The following is a 17,200-nucleotide window of genomic DNA, read 5'->3' as shown; positions in this document are numbered from 1 at the left end:
ACGGCGTTATGCGCGATGACGGGCGGGACGACACGCGCCCCGCAAAATATGCGTTAGTTACAGGTGTTCTGCGTTTTGCAGTACAGCACGTTGCCCGCCGCGCCGACGGCTGCGCCAAACAACGGGTCCGCGTTGAGGACCGCCGCCCCCACTGCCCCGGCACCTCCGCCGAGGATTGCCTGTTCGCCCGTGGTGTCTCCACAGGCGGCCAGGCCCGCGCAGGTCGCCGCAGCAAGGATGAAGCGTGAGAATCGCATTGTATCTGCCCTTTTTGGTTTCTTGGTCCTTTTCGGGTCAGATGCGCGAAACACGCCCTGTTATTCAATATCAACGGGTGCGCAGGCGATTTTTGTGCGGGATTTTGCCTTTTTTTGTCCGATACAGGCAAAAAGAAAAACGCGGACAGGACTATGTGGGGAACACAAGCCTGCCCGCGCAAGGAAGGGGTACGGAATAGTAGGTGCATGTGCGGCGCAGGCAAAGTAGAGCCGCACGGCCTATCCAGTTTGCACAGCACAATATTGCCGGCAAACACAGTATTGTTTCCAATCGGGATTTCGGCTGGAATCTGCCCACACCCGGAAATGCCGCGCAACTTCGCGCCGATACCGGTTCGATACTGCTCGGGCGTTTGAGGCCTCTTTGCCGTCACAGTTTCGTGACAGATCAAGCCGCTTTCCGCGCGTTTCGCGGTTGCAGCATCACGACTCTCGGTCAGCGTTGGACATACAGAACCGCCTTGCGCCAATGCGTTATCCAAGCGGCTCAAGACGTCGTGTTTCAGCGCAGTGAAAAACACACATTTGCTTGAAAAATCAACATCTTCACTTCCCATTCTCGTGATTTCCCAAGGTTTGAACCTCGTGAAACGGTCTGTGTGCACACTCGCACTCAAAGGAACACCCACATGACGAAGACTAGAAAAAAGGCACTCCTGCTTGCTGCCTCTGCGCTCAGTGTGACCAGCACGCTTGTCTTTGCCCAGGATGCCAAAACTCAAGCCGAACTTGACGCCTTGCGCGCCCGGGTCGAGGCGCTGGAGTCCGCCAGTGCCAGCCCTGCCAAAGGTGACTTCCGCATCGGCAACACCGTTCTGGACGTTTACGGATATGTAAAGGCCGACTTCTTCTACGATTTCGAGTTCGATCAGGGCGACACGGCGTTCGTGAATGTCATCGGGGAACCGTCGGCCGCGACCGATGGCACATTTGGTGCCACCGTCCGCCAATCGCGGATCGGTCTGCGCACCACCACCCCAAGCGGTATCGGCGATATCGGCGGACAACTGGAACTGGATCTGTTCGGTTCCGGCGGAACAGCCGAATTGCGTGTACGCCACGCCAATATCACCATCGGTGACAACTGGCTGATCGGACAGACCTGGACCAACTTCATGCCGCTGGACACCTACCCGACCTCGGTGGAATTCAACGGCCCCGTTGGTATCCCTTTCGCGCGGGTTCCGCAGGTTCGCTATACCAACTCTTTCGGAACGAACACGTCCTTCGCCGTTTCGATCGAAGAGAATGTCGGCGGTTCGAATTCGGACGATCCGGTTTTGACCGCATCCGCCGAATACAATGACGGGACTTATGTCGCACGTTTGTCCGGCCTTTATGGCAAGGCGGAATCCGGCAATGTCGAAGTTGATCAGACCGGGTTCACGATATCCGGCTCGGTTCGCCCATGGCAGGGCGGCCTGTTCCAGGTCAACTACGTGAACGGCGAGGCACTCGGCCCGTACCTGATCGGCCTTGGTGATCCCATCGTGAACGGCCAGGCCAATGACGTGGATGGATACACCATCGAATTCCGGCAGGATCTGAGCCCGAAATGGAATGTTGGCATTGCATACGGCAAAGAAGACTATGACCTGCCGACCTCGACCGGAACCCTGTCGTTCACCGGACTGGAAACGATCCACGTCAACGCATTTTACAAGGCAACCGAGGATCTGACACTTAGCGCCGAGTACATCTATGGCGAACGGAACGACGCGCCGACCGGCAGAACCTTTGACGGAAACCGCGTTCAGCTGGCCGCTCAGTTGAACTTCTGATGCCGCACACGGATCCTGCCCGGTTTCGGGCAGGGTCATCCCGGAACCGGTCTTGATGGGCTGATATGCGGCGGCTTGGATCACGATTAGCCTGTCCCGTCGATTACGTCGGGAAAGGACGCACGGGCGGCGTCCACATCGATTACTAGCATTGCGTCATAGCTGGCCGGATCAAAAGGATCTTCCGCCGGGATGACTTCGCGCCCGAAAAGCCAGCTGAGACGTCCGGCATCCAGATTGCCCCGCTCGAACGGCTGATCGCCGAAATGCGCCCAAAGGGCCTCCATGAAGGCGGCATCGGCGCGTTTGTCCGCTGGTTTGCGATCCCGGAACCGTTCCCGCCGTGTCAGCGGCGTCACACCCTTGGGATTGGCGCGGCGAATAGTGAACTGAAAATCGGTGCCTGAAAGACGCCCCGGGAACCCGCGATGTTTCAGCATGGCGACACTCCACAGCTTTGTTTTGCAGACAATAATAGTTCGAACCCGAACCTGGATGGGATCATGTTGCGCACCTCCAAAGCCGCACCGTTGGTCTGAGATGCTTTGACGTCATGAATGCGTAAGTTCATGGTCAAAGCCCCTCCCAGATACACCGGGACTGCTCCAGCCGGTAGGCTTCAAAATACTGTGTCGCGTCCGGCGCGGTGTCGCCGAATTCCACCGGGCGATCAGACAGGGAAATGACAACTCTGGATGGCTGCAATTCGTGCTGAGCCACGTAGGGAACGGCAAGAATCTGGCACAGATGCTCCATATCCTTGGACGCCACGTCATAGCCGATCCGTCCCACTGATGCTCCGATCTTCGGGGCGACAAATCGAAAGCGCACCCAAAGCTCACCGGGGTTGTTGTCCAGCAGGACATCGCTCAGATGCACCGGCTGACCGGACGGCACCGGCAGTGAACTATCTGTCTGGGCGAACACAGGAGCGCCGAGCGCGCACAACACCAGACATATGGCACGATCCCGGACCCACCGAAGGCAGGCTCCTCCTTCCGGGATCGCGCGCGCAGTGCTTTTGGCCTGCGCGGTTCTATGTCTGACGGGTCGGATCATTCAACCATTTGTCGCTTTTTGTCAATTCCGCCGCAATTTTGAGCATTTTTCGCTCAGAATCGGACTGCCAGTGCCAACAACCGGGGCGAACAAAGCCGCCCCGAATGGGTCAAAGCGGAATATTGTCGTGCTTTTTCCATGGGTTCTTAAGCTTCTTGCTGCGCAAACTGGCAAAGGCCCTGGACACGCGCCGGCGGGTCGAATGCGGCATGATCACCTCGTCGACGAACCCGCGTTCGGCGGCGACAAAGGGGTTTGCAAACCGATCTTCGTAATCGGCGACATGCTGTGCGGTCTTTTCCGCATCATGCAGATCTGCCCGGTGAATGATCTCGGTTGCGCCCTTGGCACCCATCACCGCGATTTCAGCGGTCGGCCAGGCATAGTTGAAATCGCCGCGCAGGTGTTTGGACGCCATAACCACATAGGCACCGCCATACGCCTTGCGCGTGATCACCGTGACCTTGGGCACGGTCGCCTCACCATATGCATAAAGCAGCTTTGCGCCGTGCTTGATCACACCGCTGTATTCCTGCTGTGTGCCCGGCAGAAAGCCCGGAACATCGACAAGCGTCAGGATCGGAATTTCGAAACAGTCGCAGAACCGCACGAACCGCGCCGCCTTACGCGAACTGTCGATGTCCAGACATCCCGCCAAAACCATCGGCTGGTTTGCCACCACACCTACGGTCTGACCTTCCAGCCGGATAAAGCCGGTGATGATGTTCTTGGCGAAATCTTCCTGAATTTCGTAGAAATCACCCTCATCGGCTATTTTGGTGATGAGTTCCTTCATGTCGTAGGGCGTATTCGGATTGTCCGGAACCAGAGTGTCCAGCGAATCCTCGATCCGGTGCGGGTCATCAAAGAACGGACGCACCGGAGGTTTCTCGCGGTTGTTGAGCGGCAGGAAATCCACCAGACGGCGCACTTCTGCCAATGCTTCCACATCGTTTTCGAACGCGGCATCGGCGACCGAGGATTTCCTGGTGTGGGTCGAGGCACCACCCAGTTCTTCGGCCGTTACAACCTCGTTGGTGACCGTTTTGACAACGTCGGGGCCCGTCACGAACATGTATGACGTGTCTTTGACCATAAAAATGAAGTCAGTCATCGCGGGGCTGTAAACCGCACCGCCGGCGCATGGGCCCATGATTACGCTGATCTGCGGAACCACACCCGAGGCCGTGATGTTGCGCTGAAACACTTCGGCATAACCCGCCAGAGATGCCACACCTTCCTGGATTCGCGCACCGCCCGAGTCGTTGATTCCGACAATCGGTGCACCGTTTTGCACCGCCATATCCATGATCTTGCAGATTTTCTGGGCATGCGTCTCGGACAGCGATCCACCAAAGACCGTAAAGTCCTGGCTGAACACATAGACCATGCGTCCGTTGATGGTGCCCCAACCCGTGACAACGCCATCACCCGCAGGTTTTTGTTTTTCCATTCCGAATTCGGTGCAACGATGACTGACGAACATGTCGAATTCTTCAAAGCTGCCCTCATCCAGCAGCAACTCGATCCGCTCTCGCGCCGTCAGCTTTCCGCGCGCATGCTGGGCATCGATCCGCCTCTGCCCGCCGCCCAGTCGTGCGTCGTTGCGGCGGTTTTCCAACTCGGAAAGGATGTCTTTCATGACGATTATCCCCTGTAAAATTTGCCGGGACCCTACCCCTTTGCGCCTCTCATCCAAAGCTCTTTTCGGCAAATTTGCAAATATTCAGCAACAACAATCTGGATAACTGTAAACTTGCAAAGTCTCTCGTTGAGATAACTGGATGGCTGGCAATCCAGAATTCCATGACTATACATGTGAACCATGCAGTTCAGCTCTCGCGCGGTTCGCCGCACACCACCCACATTGGCGACACTTGTATTGCTCGCGGGCTTGTCTGCGCTGAGCATGAACCTGTTTCTGCCGAGCCTGCCGAACATGGCAGCGTATTTCGGCGCCGATTACAAGGTCATGCAGTTGTCAATCGCGTTGTATCTTTTGGTCAATGCCGTTCTGCAAATCCTGATCGGGCCGCTCGCAGACAAGGCAGGTCGCAGGCCTGTTCTGCTGTGGGGGATCGGCTTGTTCCTGCTGGCCACGCTTGGATGCATCTATGCGCCCAACGTTGAAATCTTTCTGGCGTTCAGAATGTGCCAGGCGGTCGTGGTTGTCGGCATGGTCCTCAGCCGGGCTGCGGTAAGGGATATGTACGATCAGGACCAGGCGGCATCGATGATCGGATACGTGACAATGGGTATGGCCGTGGTCCCAATGATCGGCCCGGCGATCGGCGGGCTGCTGGAGGAAAGCTTTGGCTGGAAAGCGAACTTCTGGCTGCCTTTCGCTCTGGGCGCCTTGACGCTTGCCTTGACCTTCGCGGATTTTGGCGAAACGTCAGCCAAAAGCGGCAAGACCCTTGTTCAGCAATTCAAGGAATACCCTGAACTTCTGACCTCGCCACGGTTCTGGGGCTATTCGCTGTCCTGCGCGTTGTCTTCGGGCACATTCTTTGCCTATCTCGGTGGTGCGCCCTTTATTGGAACCGAACTGTTCGGTCTAAGCGCGGCACAGGTCGGCATATATTTCGGCGCCCCCGCAGTCGGCTATTTTGTTGGCAACTTTCTGAGCGGTCGGTTTTCCATGCAGATTGGAATCAACCGGATGGTGCTGTGGGGCAGCCTGCTGAACGCCTTGGGCGTTGCGCTTTCGGCATCCTTGTTCCTCACAGGTCTGGGCACCGCCCTCAGCTTTTTCAGCTTGATGACCTTTGTGGGCGTCGGAAACGGCATGGCCATTCCCAATGCCACCTCCGGCGCTCTGTCTGTTCGTCCGCATCTGGCGGCAACCGCCTCGGGGTTGAGCGGAGCGATCATGCTGGGGGGCGGCGCCGGGCTAAGTGCATTGGCAGGCACCCTGCTGACCCGGGAAACCGGCGCCATGCCCTTGCTCTGGCTGATGCTCACATCCGCAGTTCTGGCGATTTTCGCAATTGGATCCGTCATTCGGCGAGAGCGGCAATTGGGGCTGTAACGACTTGCCCCGAAAACTTTGCAAAGTTAATCTTCCAAAAAAGAAAACTTGCAAAGGCACCTCATGGCCACCCAAAAGCTCTATGCCGGCGCGAAACTGCGTGAAATGCGCACGCGACTGACCCTGACACAACGCGAATTCGCTGCGAAACTGGGTGTTTCGCTCCCATACCTGAACCAGATGGAGAACAACAACAGGCCGATTTCGACCACGGTTGTGTTGGCTCTGGCGCAAGAATTCGGCATGGATGTCACCGAGCTCAGCACCGGCGACAGTGAGCGACTGGTGTCGGATATGCGCGAGGCTCTGGCCGACCCGGTTTTTGCGGATATTCTGCCGCCACTTGCCGATTTACGCCTGACGGCATCAAACGCCCCGGCATTGGCCCGCGCATTTATCGAGTTGCACAAAACCTACCGCCAAACACATGAGCGTCTCGCCTCTCTGGACGAAGCTTTGGGACGGGAAGACGCCCGAATGCAGGCCAGCCCCTGGGAAGAGGTGCGAGACTTCTTCCATTATTGCGACAATTACATCGATGCCGTGGACCGGGCGGCAGAGCTGTTCGCCAATCGCGCGGAAAGCCCGGGCAGTATCCGGCAGGCCGCTTTGAACAGCCTGACTGAGCGTGGCATTCAGGTGATGTTCTCTGACATCGCCCCTTTGCGCACCTATGACGCCGAAAGCAAAATCCTGCGCCTTTCCTCCCGCTCGACTCCGCAAACGCAAGTGTTTCAACTGCTGTTGCAAGTGGCATTGATCAGTCAGGACAAATTGCTGGAAGCGACACTGGATTTTGCCAAGTTCCAAAGCGACGAGGCGCGGTCCATCGCCAAGATCGGCCTTGCCAATTACTTCGCCGGCGCGTCCTTGATGCCCTATTCCGCATTTCTGACCGCCGCTCAGGAAGAGCGCCACGACCTGGAGCTGCTCAGCAACCGGTTCGGCGCATCGATCGAGCAGGTTGCGCATAGACTGTCGACGCTGCAACGCCCGGGTGCAAAAGGTATCCCGTTCTTTTTCGTCCGCGTGGATCAGGCCGGAACGATCACGAAACGGCACTCGGCCACGCGCCTGCAATTTGCGCGGTTCGGGGGCGCCTGCCCCCTTTGGAACGTGCATCGGGCCTTTGAAACGCCGGGCCATTTCCTGAGGCAACTGGCAGAAACGCCGGATGGTGTGCGTTACATCTCGCTGGCTCGGGATGTGTCGAAATCAGGTGGTTCATTCGGCGCACCGGTCAGGCGGTACGCAATTGCGCTGGGGTGCGAGGTGCGCCACGCCCCGGCGCTTGTCTATGCCGATAACCTCGACATAAACAACGCCAGCGCTTACGAGCCCATCGGCATTTCCTGCCGCATCTGCGAGCGGCAAAACTGCCATCAGCGTTCAGTCCCGCCGCTGGAACGCCGTCTCAGCATCGACACCCATACGCGCGGCACCCTGCCCTACGAAGTCACCTGATTTCGTATGGCCAGAAATTAACCGGGGGGGGCCCGACCCGGGCCGGGACAGCGAGTGCCCGGGCACTGGTGTTCAGGCCTTGGACAAAATCGCCCAGATTTCGTCTTTCAGCGCTGCCCGTTTCTTGCGCAAATCAACTTCGGCCAGGTCTTCCATGGGTTCGACGTTGGTTTCGGCCCGATGCACAACGCGATTGACCTCGTGATACTCATCAGCCAGACGGGCAAAATGCGCGTCCGTTTGCTTGAGCTGGCTCATCAGTTCAACCTTGTCCGGAAACTCTTCGGCCAGTTCATGCGGGGTGTGGGACATGTCTGTTCGCTCCTTCATATGTCGTTGCATATCAGTGGTAGAAGCGTGACGCGCCGCCCACTTTGACGCGGATCAATTTCATACAGGAAAAATTCAGAATTCAGCGTCGCGCAGCACGCCAACCCGCTGCACGTGCTTCGGCAGCAGAGCAGAACCATCGCTCGCCCTTGGCTGCACTGATCCGGGTTTTGGCATAGTACCTCTGGCCCGGTTCGTGAAAGATCCTTTCGCCCTTTGACGAAACATTTCCTTTGATTAGGCATGTTTCAGAGGATTTCGGTTTCTTGCGTGCCCTGTGGACCCAAGGCACCTGTATCTGTGTCTTGTGCAATCCCCTGTTTTCAATCCTCGCGACCTGTTCGGCACCTGCATACGTGTCCGAATATTTGCGGTACGCAAAGGCCAAGCCCTGCTCTACAATCCAGGCGGCGACGTCTTCGCGCTCCACGCTGCACCGAGCAACGATGCGACCGTAGCGATCCCGATCCAACGGGACACAAGTGGTCATCCGTCCCTGAAACTGCTTCTGAACCTTATGAGTGGCCCACGCCCCGCATGGCCAGCTTGATCCGTCGGAATCCTGACAGGTCTGATCCAGTTCGGGCGCATCGATACCGTGCAGCCGCACCCGTACACCACCGACATTCCAGGTGTCCGCATCGATTACGTGGACCCGACCTGCAAGTTGCTCTGCGGCATGGGTCAGACCTGGAAGCAGAAGAACAAAGGCTAAACAAATCCTTAACATGCCCCCGATATGCGCGGTATTTCACGCGCATTCAACCGGGGGCCGTTTAGAAAGGTTAACGTTGAGCGGTCGCCCAGTTGGGGTGAATCCACGGACGATCATTGGCCTTCGGCAACGGATCTTTGCCCAAAAGCGAATCCGACACTTTTTCACCCACCATGATAGACGGCGCGTTCAGGTTGCCGTTGGTGATCTGCGGAAAGACTGAACTGTCCGCAACGCGCAACCCGTCCACGCCGATGACACGGCCTTGGGGGTCGACTACCGCACTCTTGTCATCCGCGCGCCCCATCCGGCACGTACCGCAGGGGTGATAGGCGCTTTCCGCATGCTCCGCGATAAAGGCGTTCAGATCTTCATCCGTTTGGACAGCGGAACCGGGCTGAATTTCCTTGCCCGCAAAGGGCTTGAAGGCGGCTTGCCCAAAAATCTCGCGGGTCAGCCGGATACAGGTGCGGAAATCCTCCCAATCCTTTTCATGGCTCATGTAGTTGAACTTGATCACCGGCGCGTCTGCGGCTTGGGCAGAGCGCAATGTGACCGCCCCGCGTGACGGCGACCGCATCGGGCCGACATGCGCCTGGAACCCGTGCCCCTCGGCAGCGGCCTGCCCATCATAGCGCACCGCTATCGGCAGGAAGTGGTATTGAATGTCGGGATATTCCACGCCCGGTTTCGACCGGATGAACGCCGCGCTTTCGAACTGGTTCGATGCGCCCAATCCCGTTTTGGTAAACAGCCATTGCGCCCCGATCAGGCCCTTGCTGAACAGGTTCCAGTGCTTGTAGAGCGTGATCGGTTGCAGCGACGCCTGTTGGATATACAGCTCCAGATGGTCCTGTAGGTTGGCACCGACCCCCGGGCGATCCGCCACGACGTCGATCCCATGCTCGGCCAGATGCGCCGCTGGGCCGATACCGGACAACATCAGCAGTTTGGGTGAATTGATCGACGATGCAGCAAGAACGACTTCGCGCCGGGCCTTGATGACCTCTTTCCTGCCGCCACGGATCAGTTCGACCCCTGTGGCGCGGCCGTTTTCCATGACAACCCGAGCCGCAAGACCGCGCACGATATCGCAATTGTCGCGCTTGAGCGCGGGTTTCAGATAAGCATTCGCCGCAGACCAGCGCCGCCCCTTCCAGACGGTCTGCTCCATCGGGCCAAAGCCTTCCTGCTTTTCACCGTTGTAGTCGCCCGTGACTTCGTAACCGGCCTGCTGACCGGCGTCCACAAAGGTCTGAAACAACGGGTTCTCGCGCGGGCCGCGCGACACGTGCAACGGACCGTCAGTGCCGCGCCATGCCGGATCGCCCCCATGGCCGCCGTCGTGCCAGGTTTCCATCCGTTTGTAATAAGGCAAAACATCCGCGTAAGACCAACCGTCAGCCCCCATCTCGGCCCAGGTATCGAAATCGCGCGCGTGGCCGCGAACATAGACCATGCCATTGATCGAGGACGACCCGCCGATCACCTTGCCGCGCGGACAGGCCAGGCGACGGTTGTTCAGGTGCGGCTCGGGCTCGGACTGATAGCCCCAGTCATAGCGCGACATGTTCATCGGATAGCTCAGCGCCGCCGGCATCTGAATGAACGGCCCCATGTCGGTGCCGCCGTGTTCGATCACCAGAACCGAGGCCCCGGCCTCGCTCAGACGATATGCCATTGCGCAGCCTGCGGACCCTGCGCCGACGATGACAAAATCTGCTTCCATTTCCACAACTCCTGCCCCGCCGAGAAGGTTGGATGCCTCCGGCGGGAGTATTTTCGAAAAGATGAAGAGGTTATTCGCCGCGCGGGAACCGGGCGCTTTCCTCGACGATGTTCAGATCCATGTGATTGCGCATGTAGCGTTCCGACGCTTTTTGCAGCGGCTGATAATCCCACGGGTAGTATCCGCCCTGCCGCAGCGCTTCGTACACAACCCAACGCCGCGCCTGGCTGGCACGGACTTCGGCATCGAAGCGATCCAGATCCCAACGGGCCTCGGATTTGGCACGCAGTGTTTGCAACGTGCCTGCGTGTTCGGGGCTGTCTGCCAGATTGTTCAGTTCGTGCGGGTCGGCCTCAAGATCAAACAACTGATCAGGGTCCAGCGCACAGCGGTTGTATTTCCACTTGCCATATCGCAGCGAGACCAGCGGCGCGTAGGATGCCTCGGCCGCGTATTCCATGGCCACCGGTGTGGTTCGTTCTTCGCCCAGTGCCAACGGCACGAGGTTTTCGCCATCGGTCCACGGGGCGATCTCGGCCATGTCTACGCCGGCCAGCGCCCCCAGGGTCGGCGTTACGTCTATTGTCGATACCGGAGCATCTATCCGGCCGGCGGGCAGATCAGGCGAGGCGATCATCAGCGGCACACGCGCCGAGCCTTCGTAGAAGTTCATCTTGAACCACAACCCGCGTTCGCCCAGCATGTCGCCGTGATCCGAAACGAACAGGATGATCGCCTCTTGCCGGGTGGTTTCCAGCACTTCGAGGATTTCGCCGATCTTGTCGTCCAGATAGGAAATATTGGCGAAATAGGCGCGACGCGACTTGCGGATATCTTCTTGGGTAATGTCGAAACTGCGCCAGTCATTGGCATCGAAGATGCGCTTGGCGTGGGGGTCCTGATTGTCATAACCCAGATCGGCGACTTCGGGCAGCAGATGTGCGCAATCTTCGTAAAGGTCCCAGTATTTGCGGCGGGCAACATATGGGTCATGGGGGTGCGTGAAGCTGACGGTCACGCACCACGGGCGGTCATCCTTGCCGCGTGCCAGATCATAAAGCTTGGCCTTGGCGTTATAGGCGACCTCGTCGTCATATTCCATCTGGTTGGAAATCTCGGCAACGCCCGCGCCAGTGACGGACCCCATGTTGTGATACCACCAGTCGATGCGTTCACCCGGCTTGCGGTAATCCGGGGTCCAGCCGAAATCGGCCGGGTAGATGTCGGTGGTCAGGCGGTCTTCGAACCCGTGCAGCTGATCGGGGCCGACGAAATGCATCTTGCCCGACAAACAGGTGTAGTAGCCCGCACGGCGCAGGTGATGCGCGTATGTGGGGATATCGCTGCGAAATTCGGCCGCGTTGTCATAGACGCCGGTGCGCGACGGCAATTGACCGGACATGAAGCTGGCCCGCCCGGGCGCGCACAAGGGCGACGCCGTGTAAGCGTTGGCAAATCGGGTTGACCGTTTCGCCAGTTTCTTCAGGTTCGGAGCGTGAAGCCAATCAGCGGGACCGTCTGGAAAGAGAGTCCCGTTGAGCTGATCCACCATCAGGATCAGAATGTTCGGTTTTGTCATTTTTCAGCCTCGAGCAGAGTGTTGAGCACACGCATCGCGTGGCTCACGGCCAGTTGCGGTTCTTCGGGGGCGCTGAGTGCGGCGCGGATGTACAGACCGTCAATCAGGGCAACCATGTTCTCGGCCGCCTCCTGCGGGTCGGCCAACTTGTGCCGCAGGGCGTGGGTCAGATTGGATTTGATGCGGGCCTGATAGATCTGCCACAGGCGCAGGGCATCATCATTGGTCTGAGCCAGCACGTAGAAGGTCATCCAGGCCGCGATCACATCGGGTGTGAAACAAGAAGGCGCAAAACACGCCCTGACGATCGCCTGCGCCCTTTCGTCCGGCGCAGCCGCTTTCAGCTCGCCCCTTGCTTCTTCGCCGAAGTCCGACAGGATCCGGCGCATGGCGGCCAGAAAGATCTGATCCTTGCCGCCGAAATAGTGGTGCGCCAGCGCGCTGGACATTCCCGCACGTTTGGCAATCTGACTGACGGTCACATCAAGGGATTTCTTCAAGCCCAGCTCAGCGATTGTTGCGCGAACAATCGCATCCCGGCGGATTGGCTCCATTCCGACTTTTGGCATCGTTCTCCCCTTGAGCAGGCGTCACGGGACCACGCTAGGGGGTTTTTATTGACTCGTCAATTAATGAAAAATCAGGAAGCGGTGTCGTTACAGCTTCGGCGCAATACTCGGTGGCGTCAAGTCCCGGCGGTTCAACACGAATTCGCGCCATGAGATAAAGCTCACGGCGGCAAGGATCAGCGTGCCGCCCGCGACAACCCAAACGTCAACGCTTTCATGGAAAACCGCGGCGCCCAGGATCGTGGCCCATATCAGCTGAAGAAACGTCACCGGCTGCGTGACGGCCACTGGCGCCGCCTGAAGTGCCAAGGTCATGAAGTAGTGCCCGGCTGTCGCAAAGCTGGCCACCAGAAAAAGAACCCCGAGATCCCGCAGGCTTGGCTGCGTCCAGACGGCGACCGCAAATGGTATCAGGGCTATGGTCACCCAGATCGACAAATGCGCCACGACGACGGATGGCGGTACATCACGCACCAGAATCTTGGCCAATAAATACGACCCCCCAAGGGTCAGGGCCGTTCCCAGCATGGCCAGATGGCCTGATGACACATCGCGAAAACCGGGCCGCAGGATGATCAGGACGCCAACCAGAGCGACCAGAATGGCTGCAATCCGGCGAAAGGCCAGTTTTTCACCCAGAAACAGGGCCGCCCCCAGGGTGACGTAAACCGGCGTCATGTAATTCATGGCGGTGACCTCGGCTAATGGTATCTGTGTCATGGCAAAGAACCAGAGCATGACCGCAACCGCATGCACGATGCCTCGCAGACCGAAAAGCGTCAGCAGGCGGGGGGTCAGATGCGTCGCCATGATCGACCGCATGGCCGGCAACAGAAACACCAACCCCAGCACATATCGCAGAAAGGCGGCCTGGATGGAATTCATCGATGTGCCCAGCGACTTCACCAGCGCGGTCATCACAACAAAGGACAAGCCGGCGGCGAACATCCAAAACATGCCGGCAAGCGGGCGGGACGATACGGTGGATGAAGTCATGTTCAAGGTTGAACACCGAAACCCGGCCGGGAACAACCCTTCACATGGTAACAAGTTTCAGCGCGATACCCAACATGACCACGCCAATCCCTGCGTCCAGCACCTGCCACGCCCTGGGGCGCGCAAAAACAGGCGACAGGATGCTTGCCCCATAGCCAAGCGAAAAGAAGAATACAAAGCTGGATGTCATCGCGCCGAGGGCGAAACCAAGCCGGTCGTCATATTGGGCCGAGATCGAGCCGATCAGCACGACCGTATCCAGATATACATGCGGATTCAGCCAGGTGAACGCAAATACCGTCAGCAGCGCAGCCTTGAGGCTGGTTCGCTTGCCATTGCCGATTTCCATCACCGAACCACCCAGCCAGGACGACCTAAGACTGCGCAGGCCATACCAGGTCAGGAATGCCGCCCCACCGTATCGCATCACGGTTTCGAACCAAGGTGCGGCCTGTGCCAGAGTGCCAAAACCTGCCACTCCTGCTCCGATCAGGATGGCATCAGACACCGCGCAGGTCAGGCACAGAACAAACACATGCTCGCGCCGCAAGCCCTGCCTCAGAATAAAGGCGTTCTGCGCCCCGATGGCGAGGATCAGGCTGAAACCCAGCGCGAAACCGGCGATCACGGATGTAGGCATGGTACCTCCTGCGTTGCCATTGCGTTGACTAATGGCCGCGATACGATCTATCAAATTAAAGATGTTGCCCTCAGTTAAGTTTTGCTAATGCTGCTGGATCCTCACCAATTGGCCGCTTTGTCAGCCATTCTGCGCCATGGCAGCTTTGATGCGGCGGCGGCGGAACTGGCTGTAACCCCTTCGGCGATATCCCAGCGGATAAAAGCGCTGGAGGATCGCGTGGGCGCCTCGCTCATCCATCGGGGAACCCCTTGCACCGGAACGCCAGCCGGGCAGCGCATCGCGCGTTACGCCGAAGATGTCGGTCTGCTGGAGGCGCAGCTGGCTCGGGAATTGGCTCTGGTACAAGAACCCGGGTCCGCACGGGTTCGCGTTGCGGTACCCGCCGACATTCTGGCCACCTGGTTCATTGACGCGATGGCGCAGGTGCCCGACATGCTGTTCGACCTTGTGATCGACGATCAGGATCATTCTGCAGACTGGCTGAGGCGCGGCGAGGTCAGCGCCGCCGTCACCGTCGGCGGACAAACCGTGAGCGGTTGCGACGCGATTGAGTTGGGCGTGTTGAGATATCTGCCCACCGCCAGCCCGAAATTTGTCAACACCTGGTTCAAGAACGGCGTGACCGAGGAAACCCTCAGCAAAGCGCCTTGCCTTGTCTTCAACAGGAAGGACGGTCTGCAAAAAGCGTGGATCGCACATCACACCGGCAAACATCTGTCACCGCCCTTCCACTTTCTGCCATCTTCGCAAGGGTTCGTTGATGCCGCAGTCGCCGGAATTGGCTGGGGCATGAACCCCGCAGCCCTTGTGCAAGACGCCATGGCACGTGGGCTGCTGAGCCCGATCGTGCCCGATGCGCCACTGGACATCGCGCTAAGCTGGCAGGTCGGGCGGGTTCTTGCCCCGGCGCTCAAACCCCTTACACAAGCGGTCCAGCATGCCGCGCAACGGGTTTTGCTACCGTCACAAGGCAAATAGTCAGACTCATTCGATTGGAGGAACCAATGTTCTCGCGCGACACCCTCAGTTATGACCCCATTCCCCTGCCCGACCGATGCGAGATCAGTGATGCGGACATGCAGGACGCAGCTGTGGCTTTCTTTGAAAAGATGCGGCGGCGTCATACCGTTCGGGACTTCTCCAAGCGCCCGGTGGCTCGTGATGTGATCGAAACCTGCCTGCGCACCGCGGGAACGGCCCCGTCAGGTGCAAACCACCAGCCCTGGCATTTTGCTGCCGTCTCGGACCCCAAGCTGAAACTGCGCATCCGCGAGGAAGCCGAAGAAGAAGAGCGTCGCTTTTACGCGGGAGGGGCTGGCGATGAATGGATCAAGGCTCTGGAACCCATCGGGACAAACGCGGTCAAGGAACATCTGACCGTCGCCCCGTGGCTGATCGTGGTCTTTGCCCAACGCTGGGGGCAATTCGAAGACGGGACGCGGTACAAGAATTACTACGTGCCGGAAAGTGTGAACATTGCCACCGGCTTTCTGCTGGCCGCGCTACATCACGCCGGTCTCAGCATCCTGACCCATACCCCGAACCCGATGCGGTTTCTGAACGACGCGCTGGACCGACCCGCATCCGAGAAACCGACAATGATCATCGCAGTTGGTCATCCCTCGGACACCGCGACCGTACCTTCTGTGGCAAAGCTGAAGAAGCCTTTGGAAGAGATTTCCTCGTTCTTCTGAGCGGACCTGCATTAGTTCTGAGGCCGGGGGGAATCTTCCCGGTCGGGCGACATCGTCAGGTAGCACGTCACGCAAGCCATCAGACTGGCCGCGACTATGAACGCGACCGCCAAGGCAACCTCATGCATATGGGCGACTGCGGCCAGCGCGGCCGAAAGCAGCACCGCCAACAATCGAGTAAACGATTTGATAGCTGCGGATCCCTGAACGCGTTGCTCCTTGGGCGCGACGTCCAGGAAATAGAGCTTGCGTGCGCTGCTGATCCCGGTCACCGCGACGGTGACGACGAACAGCGCTATCGCATGCAGGTGCACATCGTGATCGATACCCATGTAGTGGAATGCCAGCAGAACACCTCCGGTAGCGGCCACCATGAGTGTCCCGACCACCATGACGGCACGATGAGATTTCATGTTCACGACCTGCCACAAAGGCCCGGACACAAGATAGCCCGAAGCAGATGAAACAATCATCGCGGTCAGTCCCCTGGCCGAGCTGTGATGCGCCTCGGCCGCGATCAGCGCGAAGAACGGGACAGAGAGCGAAACAGCCACCAACAACATTCGCATGACCATGTAACGCCGAAACCACGAGTATTCGAACATGCCCAGAATACCCCGGGCATTGGCCTTGAACGACAGCTTTGCTTTGGGTCCGGTCTTGTTTGCCGGCTCCGCCGAGCGGGCATTCTCTGTCATGGCCAGCATCAAAAGCCCTGACAGCATGAAAAACGCAACCGATACACCGATCATGGTTGAGTGGCGCGAAAAAGGTGGGTTTTCCTTGGTGATCTGATGCACCAACATGGCAAGACCGATGGCACACAGGCCTCCGCCCCCAAGTTGCAGGTAATGCAGGACCATGCGCGAACGCGAGTGGACATGATCGCCCAGCAGATCGGTGAACATCAGGTTCTGCACCTCGTCCACAAGACCGATCACGAAAAAGACCGCCACGAAAACCACTGCGATCAACGGAACGACCCCGGTCGCGGCGGCCACCATTGCCAGGACCAGACAGGATCCGATGATCGCTTCGGTCAGAGCGATGGCGCGTTTCTTTTGCGATTTCGCCGCGACGGATTGCGCCAGAAAGAAATCGGAAATCATGCTGCCAATCATTCGCACCGAAACCAGCGCGCCCGCCACGAACATCGGCAGTTCGAATGACACGGCCAGAAACGGCAAAACCACCGACGGGCTGCCCAGAGTCCACGCGACCTGAGACACGATACTCTGCCCAGCAAGAACCGGCACGTTTCGCTTGGCCTTTTCAGCAGTCGCATCCATCGTGGATCTTTCGGTGGCGTTGTCTCGGAAATTCCGGGTTTTT

At 58.5% G+C, this 17,200-nt stretch carries 17 protein-coding genes; 5 read left to right on the top strand and 12 right to left on the bottom strand.

Annotation, left to right across the window (positions count from 1 at the left end):
• Positions 1–53: 53 nt before the first annotated feature.
• Positions 54–257 (bottom strand): hypothetical protein, encoded by a 204-nt coding sequence (locus tag GOW56_RS06605; protein WP_170343657.1) that lies wholly within the window; start codon positions 255–257, stop codon positions 54–56.
• A 650-nt stretch (positions 258–907) separates the two neighbouring features.
• Here GOW56_RS06605 and GOW56_RS06600 point away from each other — a divergent pair.
• Positions 908–2,059, top strand: coding sequence for a DcaP family trimeric outer membrane transporter (locus GOW56_RS06600; protein ID WP_171205382.1), 1,152 nt, complete (start codon positions 908–910; stop codon positions 2,057–2,059).
• Positions 2,060–2,145: 86 nt separating this feature from the next.
• Here the strand turns inward: GOW56_RS06600 and GOW56_RS06595 are convergent, their stop codons facing one another.
• From GOW56_RS06595 to GOW56_RS06585, 3 genes are all read right to left on the bottom strand, one after another.
• The gene (locus GOW56_RS06595) at positions 2,146–2,499 is read right to left on the bottom strand and encodes a hypothetical protein (RefSeq protein ID WP_152458722.1); all 354 of its coding nucleotides are present in this window, start codon (positions 2,497–2,499) and stop codon (positions 2,146–2,148) included.
• Positions 2,500–2,632: 133 nt separating this feature from the next.
• Complete coding sequence (locus GOW56_RS06590) at positions 2,633–3,118, bottom strand: DUF6497 family protein (RefSeq protein ID WP_171205381.1); 486 nt, start codon at positions 3,116–3,118, stop codon at positions 2,633–2,635.
• Positions 3,119–3,227: 109 nt separating this feature from the next.
• The gene (locus tag GOW56_RS06585) at positions 3,228–4,760 is read right to left on the bottom strand and encodes an acyl-CoA carboxylase subunit beta (RefSeq protein ID WP_171205380.1); all 1,533 of its coding nucleotides are present in this window, start codon (positions 4,758–4,760) and stop codon (positions 3,228–3,230) included.
• 183 nt (positions 4,761–4,943) lie between these two features.
• Here GOW56_RS06585 and GOW56_RS06580 point away from each other — a divergent pair, with 183 nt between their 5' ends.
• Both GOW56_RS06580 and GOW56_RS06575 read left to right on the top strand, forming a co-directional pair.
• Positions 4,944–6,149, top strand: a complete 1,206-nt coding sequence (locus tag GOW56_RS06580) for a multidrug effflux MFS transporter (protein WP_171205379.1) — start codon at positions 4,944–4,946, stop codon at positions 6,147–6,149.
• Positions 6,150–6,212: 63 nt separating this feature from the next.
• Positions 6,213–7,613: a short-chain fatty acyl-CoA regulator family protein gene (locus tag GOW56_RS06575; protein ID WP_170343651.1), complete on the top strand. Its 1,401-nt coding sequence runs from the start codon at positions 6,213–6,215 to the stop codon at positions 7,611–7,613.
• Between the two features lie 72 nt (positions 7,614–7,685).
• Here GOW56_RS06575 and GOW56_RS06570 read toward each other — a convergent pair whose 3' ends face one another.
• The 7 genes from GOW56_RS06570 to GOW56_RS06540 form a co-directional block, all read right to left on the bottom strand.
• Complete coding sequence (locus tag GOW56_RS06570; protein WP_152458727.1) at positions 7,686–7,925, bottom strand: YdcH family protein; 240 nt, start codon at positions 7,923–7,925, stop codon at positions 7,686–7,688.
• Between the two features lie 100 nt (positions 7,926–8,025).
• Positions 8,026–8,673: a thermonuclease family protein gene (locus GOW56_RS06565; RefSeq protein WP_171205378.1), complete on the bottom strand. Its 648-nt coding sequence runs from the start codon at positions 8,671–8,673 to the stop codon at positions 8,026–8,028.
• Positions 8,674–8,728: 55 nt separating this feature from the next.
• Entirely contained in the window at positions 8,729–10,387 is a 1,659-nt protein-coding gene (gene betA, locus GOW56_RS06560; RefSeq protein WP_171205377.1) for a choline dehydrogenase, read from the bottom strand.
• Positions 10,388–10,457: 70 nt separating this feature from the next.
• Positions 10,458–11,966: a choline-sulfatase gene (gene betC, locus GOW56_RS06555; RefSeq protein ID WP_152458730.1), complete on the bottom strand. Its 1,509-nt coding sequence runs from the start codon at positions 11,964–11,966 to the stop codon at positions 10,458–10,460.
• Positions 11,963–12,535 (bottom strand): transcriptional regulator BetI, encoded by a 573-nt coding sequence (betI, locus tag GOW56_RS06550; protein WP_171205376.1) that lies wholly within the window; start codon positions 12,533–12,535, stop codon positions 11,963–11,965. The genes betC and betI overlap by 4 nt, the downstream gene beginning before the upstream one ends.
• An 87-nt stretch (positions 12,536–12,622) precedes the next feature.
• A complete protein-coding gene (locus tag GOW56_RS06545; RefSeq protein ID WP_171205375.1) occupies positions 12,623–13,531 on the bottom strand; it encodes a DMT family transporter in 909 nt (302 codons plus the stop codon).
• A gap of 40 nt (positions 13,532–13,571) precedes the next feature.
• Positions 13,572–14,171, bottom strand: coding sequence for a LysE/ArgO family amino acid transporter (locus GOW56_RS06540; protein WP_171205374.1), 600 nt, complete (start codon positions 14,169–14,171; stop codon positions 13,572–13,574).
• An 87-nt stretch (positions 14,172–14,258) separates the two neighbouring features.
• Here GOW56_RS06540 and GOW56_RS06535 point away from each other — a divergent pair, with 87 nt between their 5' ends.
• On the top strand, positions 14,259–15,152 hold the full coding sequence (locus tag GOW56_RS06535; RefSeq protein ID WP_171205373.1) for a LysR family transcriptional regulator ArgP: 894 nt from the start codon (positions 14,259–14,261) through the stop codon (positions 15,150–15,152).
• A gap of 26 nt (positions 15,153–15,178) precedes the next feature.
• Complete coding sequence (locus GOW56_RS06530) at positions 15,179–15,868, top strand: nitroreductase family protein (protein ID WP_171205372.1); 690 nt, start codon at positions 15,179–15,181, stop codon at positions 15,866–15,868.
• Positions 15,869–15,879: 11 nt separating this feature from the next.
• Here the strand turns inward: GOW56_RS06530 and GOW56_RS06525 are convergent, their stop codons facing one another.
• The gene (locus GOW56_RS06525) at positions 15,880–17,157 is read right to left on the bottom strand and encodes an MFS transporter (protein ID WP_171205371.1); all 1,278 of its coding nucleotides are present in this window, start codon (positions 17,155–17,157) and stop codon (positions 15,880–15,882) included.
• Positions 17,158–17,200 lie beyond the last annotated feature (43 nt).

It is taken from the genome of Ruegeria sp. HKCCA0235A (genome assembly GCF_013033235.1).
GTDB lineage: Bacteria > Pseudomonadota > Alphaproteobacteria > Rhodobacterales > Rhodobacteraceae > Ruegeria.
This window is presented reverse-complemented; position numbering and strand designations above follow the sequence as displayed.

Excerpts from the sequence above, each read along its gene's own strand:
- GOW56_RS06605 (WP_170343657.1), bottom strand. The coding sequence starts at position 257 with ATGCGATTCTCACGCTTCATCCTTGCTGCGGCGACCTGCGCGGGCCTG.
- GOW56_RS06600 (WP_171205382.1), top strand. The coding sequence starts at position 908 with ATGACGAAGACTAGAAAAAAGGCACTCCTGCTTGCTGCCTCTGCGCTC.
- GOW56_RS06595 (WP_152458722.1), bottom strand. The coding sequence starts at position 2,499 with ATGCTGAAACATCGCGGGTTCCCGGGGCGTCTTTCAGGCACCGATTTT.
- GOW56_RS06590 (WP_171205381.1), bottom strand. The coding sequence starts at position 3,118 with ATGATCCGACCCGTCAGACATAGAACCGCGCAGGCCAAAAGCACTGCG.
- GOW56_RS06585 (WP_171205380.1), bottom strand. The coding sequence starts at position 4,760 with ATGAAAGACATCCTTTCCGAGTTGGAAAACCGCCGCAACGACGCACGA.
- GOW56_RS06580 (WP_171205379.1), top strand. The coding sequence starts at position 4,944 with ATGCAGTTCAGCTCTCGCGCGGTTCGCCGCACACCACCCACATTGGCG.
- GOW56_RS06575 (WP_170343651.1), top strand. The coding sequence starts at position 6,213 with ATGGCCACCCAAAAGCTCTATGCCGGCGCGAAACTGCGTGAAATGCGC.
- GOW56_RS06570 (WP_152458727.1), bottom strand. The coding sequence starts at position 7,925 with ATGTCCCACACCCCGCATGAACTGGCCGAAGAGTTTCCGGACAAGGTT.
- GOW56_RS06565 (WP_171205378.1), bottom strand. The coding sequence starts at position 8,673 with ATGTTAAGGATTTGTTTAGCCTTTGTTCTTCTGCTTCCAGGTCTGACC.
- betA (WP_171205377.1), bottom strand. The coding sequence starts at position 10,387 with ATGGAAGCAGATTTTGTCATCGTCGGCGCAGGGTCCGCAGGCTGCGCA.
- betC (WP_152458730.1), bottom strand. The coding sequence starts at position 11,966 with ATGACAAAACCGAACATTCTGATCCTGATGGTGGATCAGCTCAACGGG.
- betI (WP_171205376.1), bottom strand. The coding sequence starts at position 12,535 with ATGCCAAAAGTCGGAATGGAGCCAATCCGCCGGGATGCGATTGTTCGC.
- GOW56_RS06545 (WP_171205375.1), bottom strand. The coding sequence starts at position 13,531 with ATGACTTCATCCACCGTATCGTCCCGCCCGCTTGCCGGCATGTTTTGG.
- GOW56_RS06540 (WP_171205374.1), bottom strand. The coding sequence starts at position 14,171 with ATGCCTACATCCGTGATCGCCGGTTTCGCGCTGGGTTTCAGCCTGATC.
- GOW56_RS06535 (WP_171205373.1), top strand. The coding sequence starts at position 14,259 with ATGCTGCTGGATCCTCACCAATTGGCCGCTTTGTCAGCCATTCTGCGC.
- GOW56_RS06530 (WP_171205372.1), top strand. The coding sequence starts at position 15,179 with ATGTTCTCGCGCGACACCCTCAGTTATGACCCCATTCCCCTGCCCGAC.
- GOW56_RS06525 (WP_171205371.1), bottom strand. The coding sequence starts at position 17,157 with ATGGATGCGACTGCTGAAAAGGCCAAGCGAAACGTGCCGGTTCTTGCT.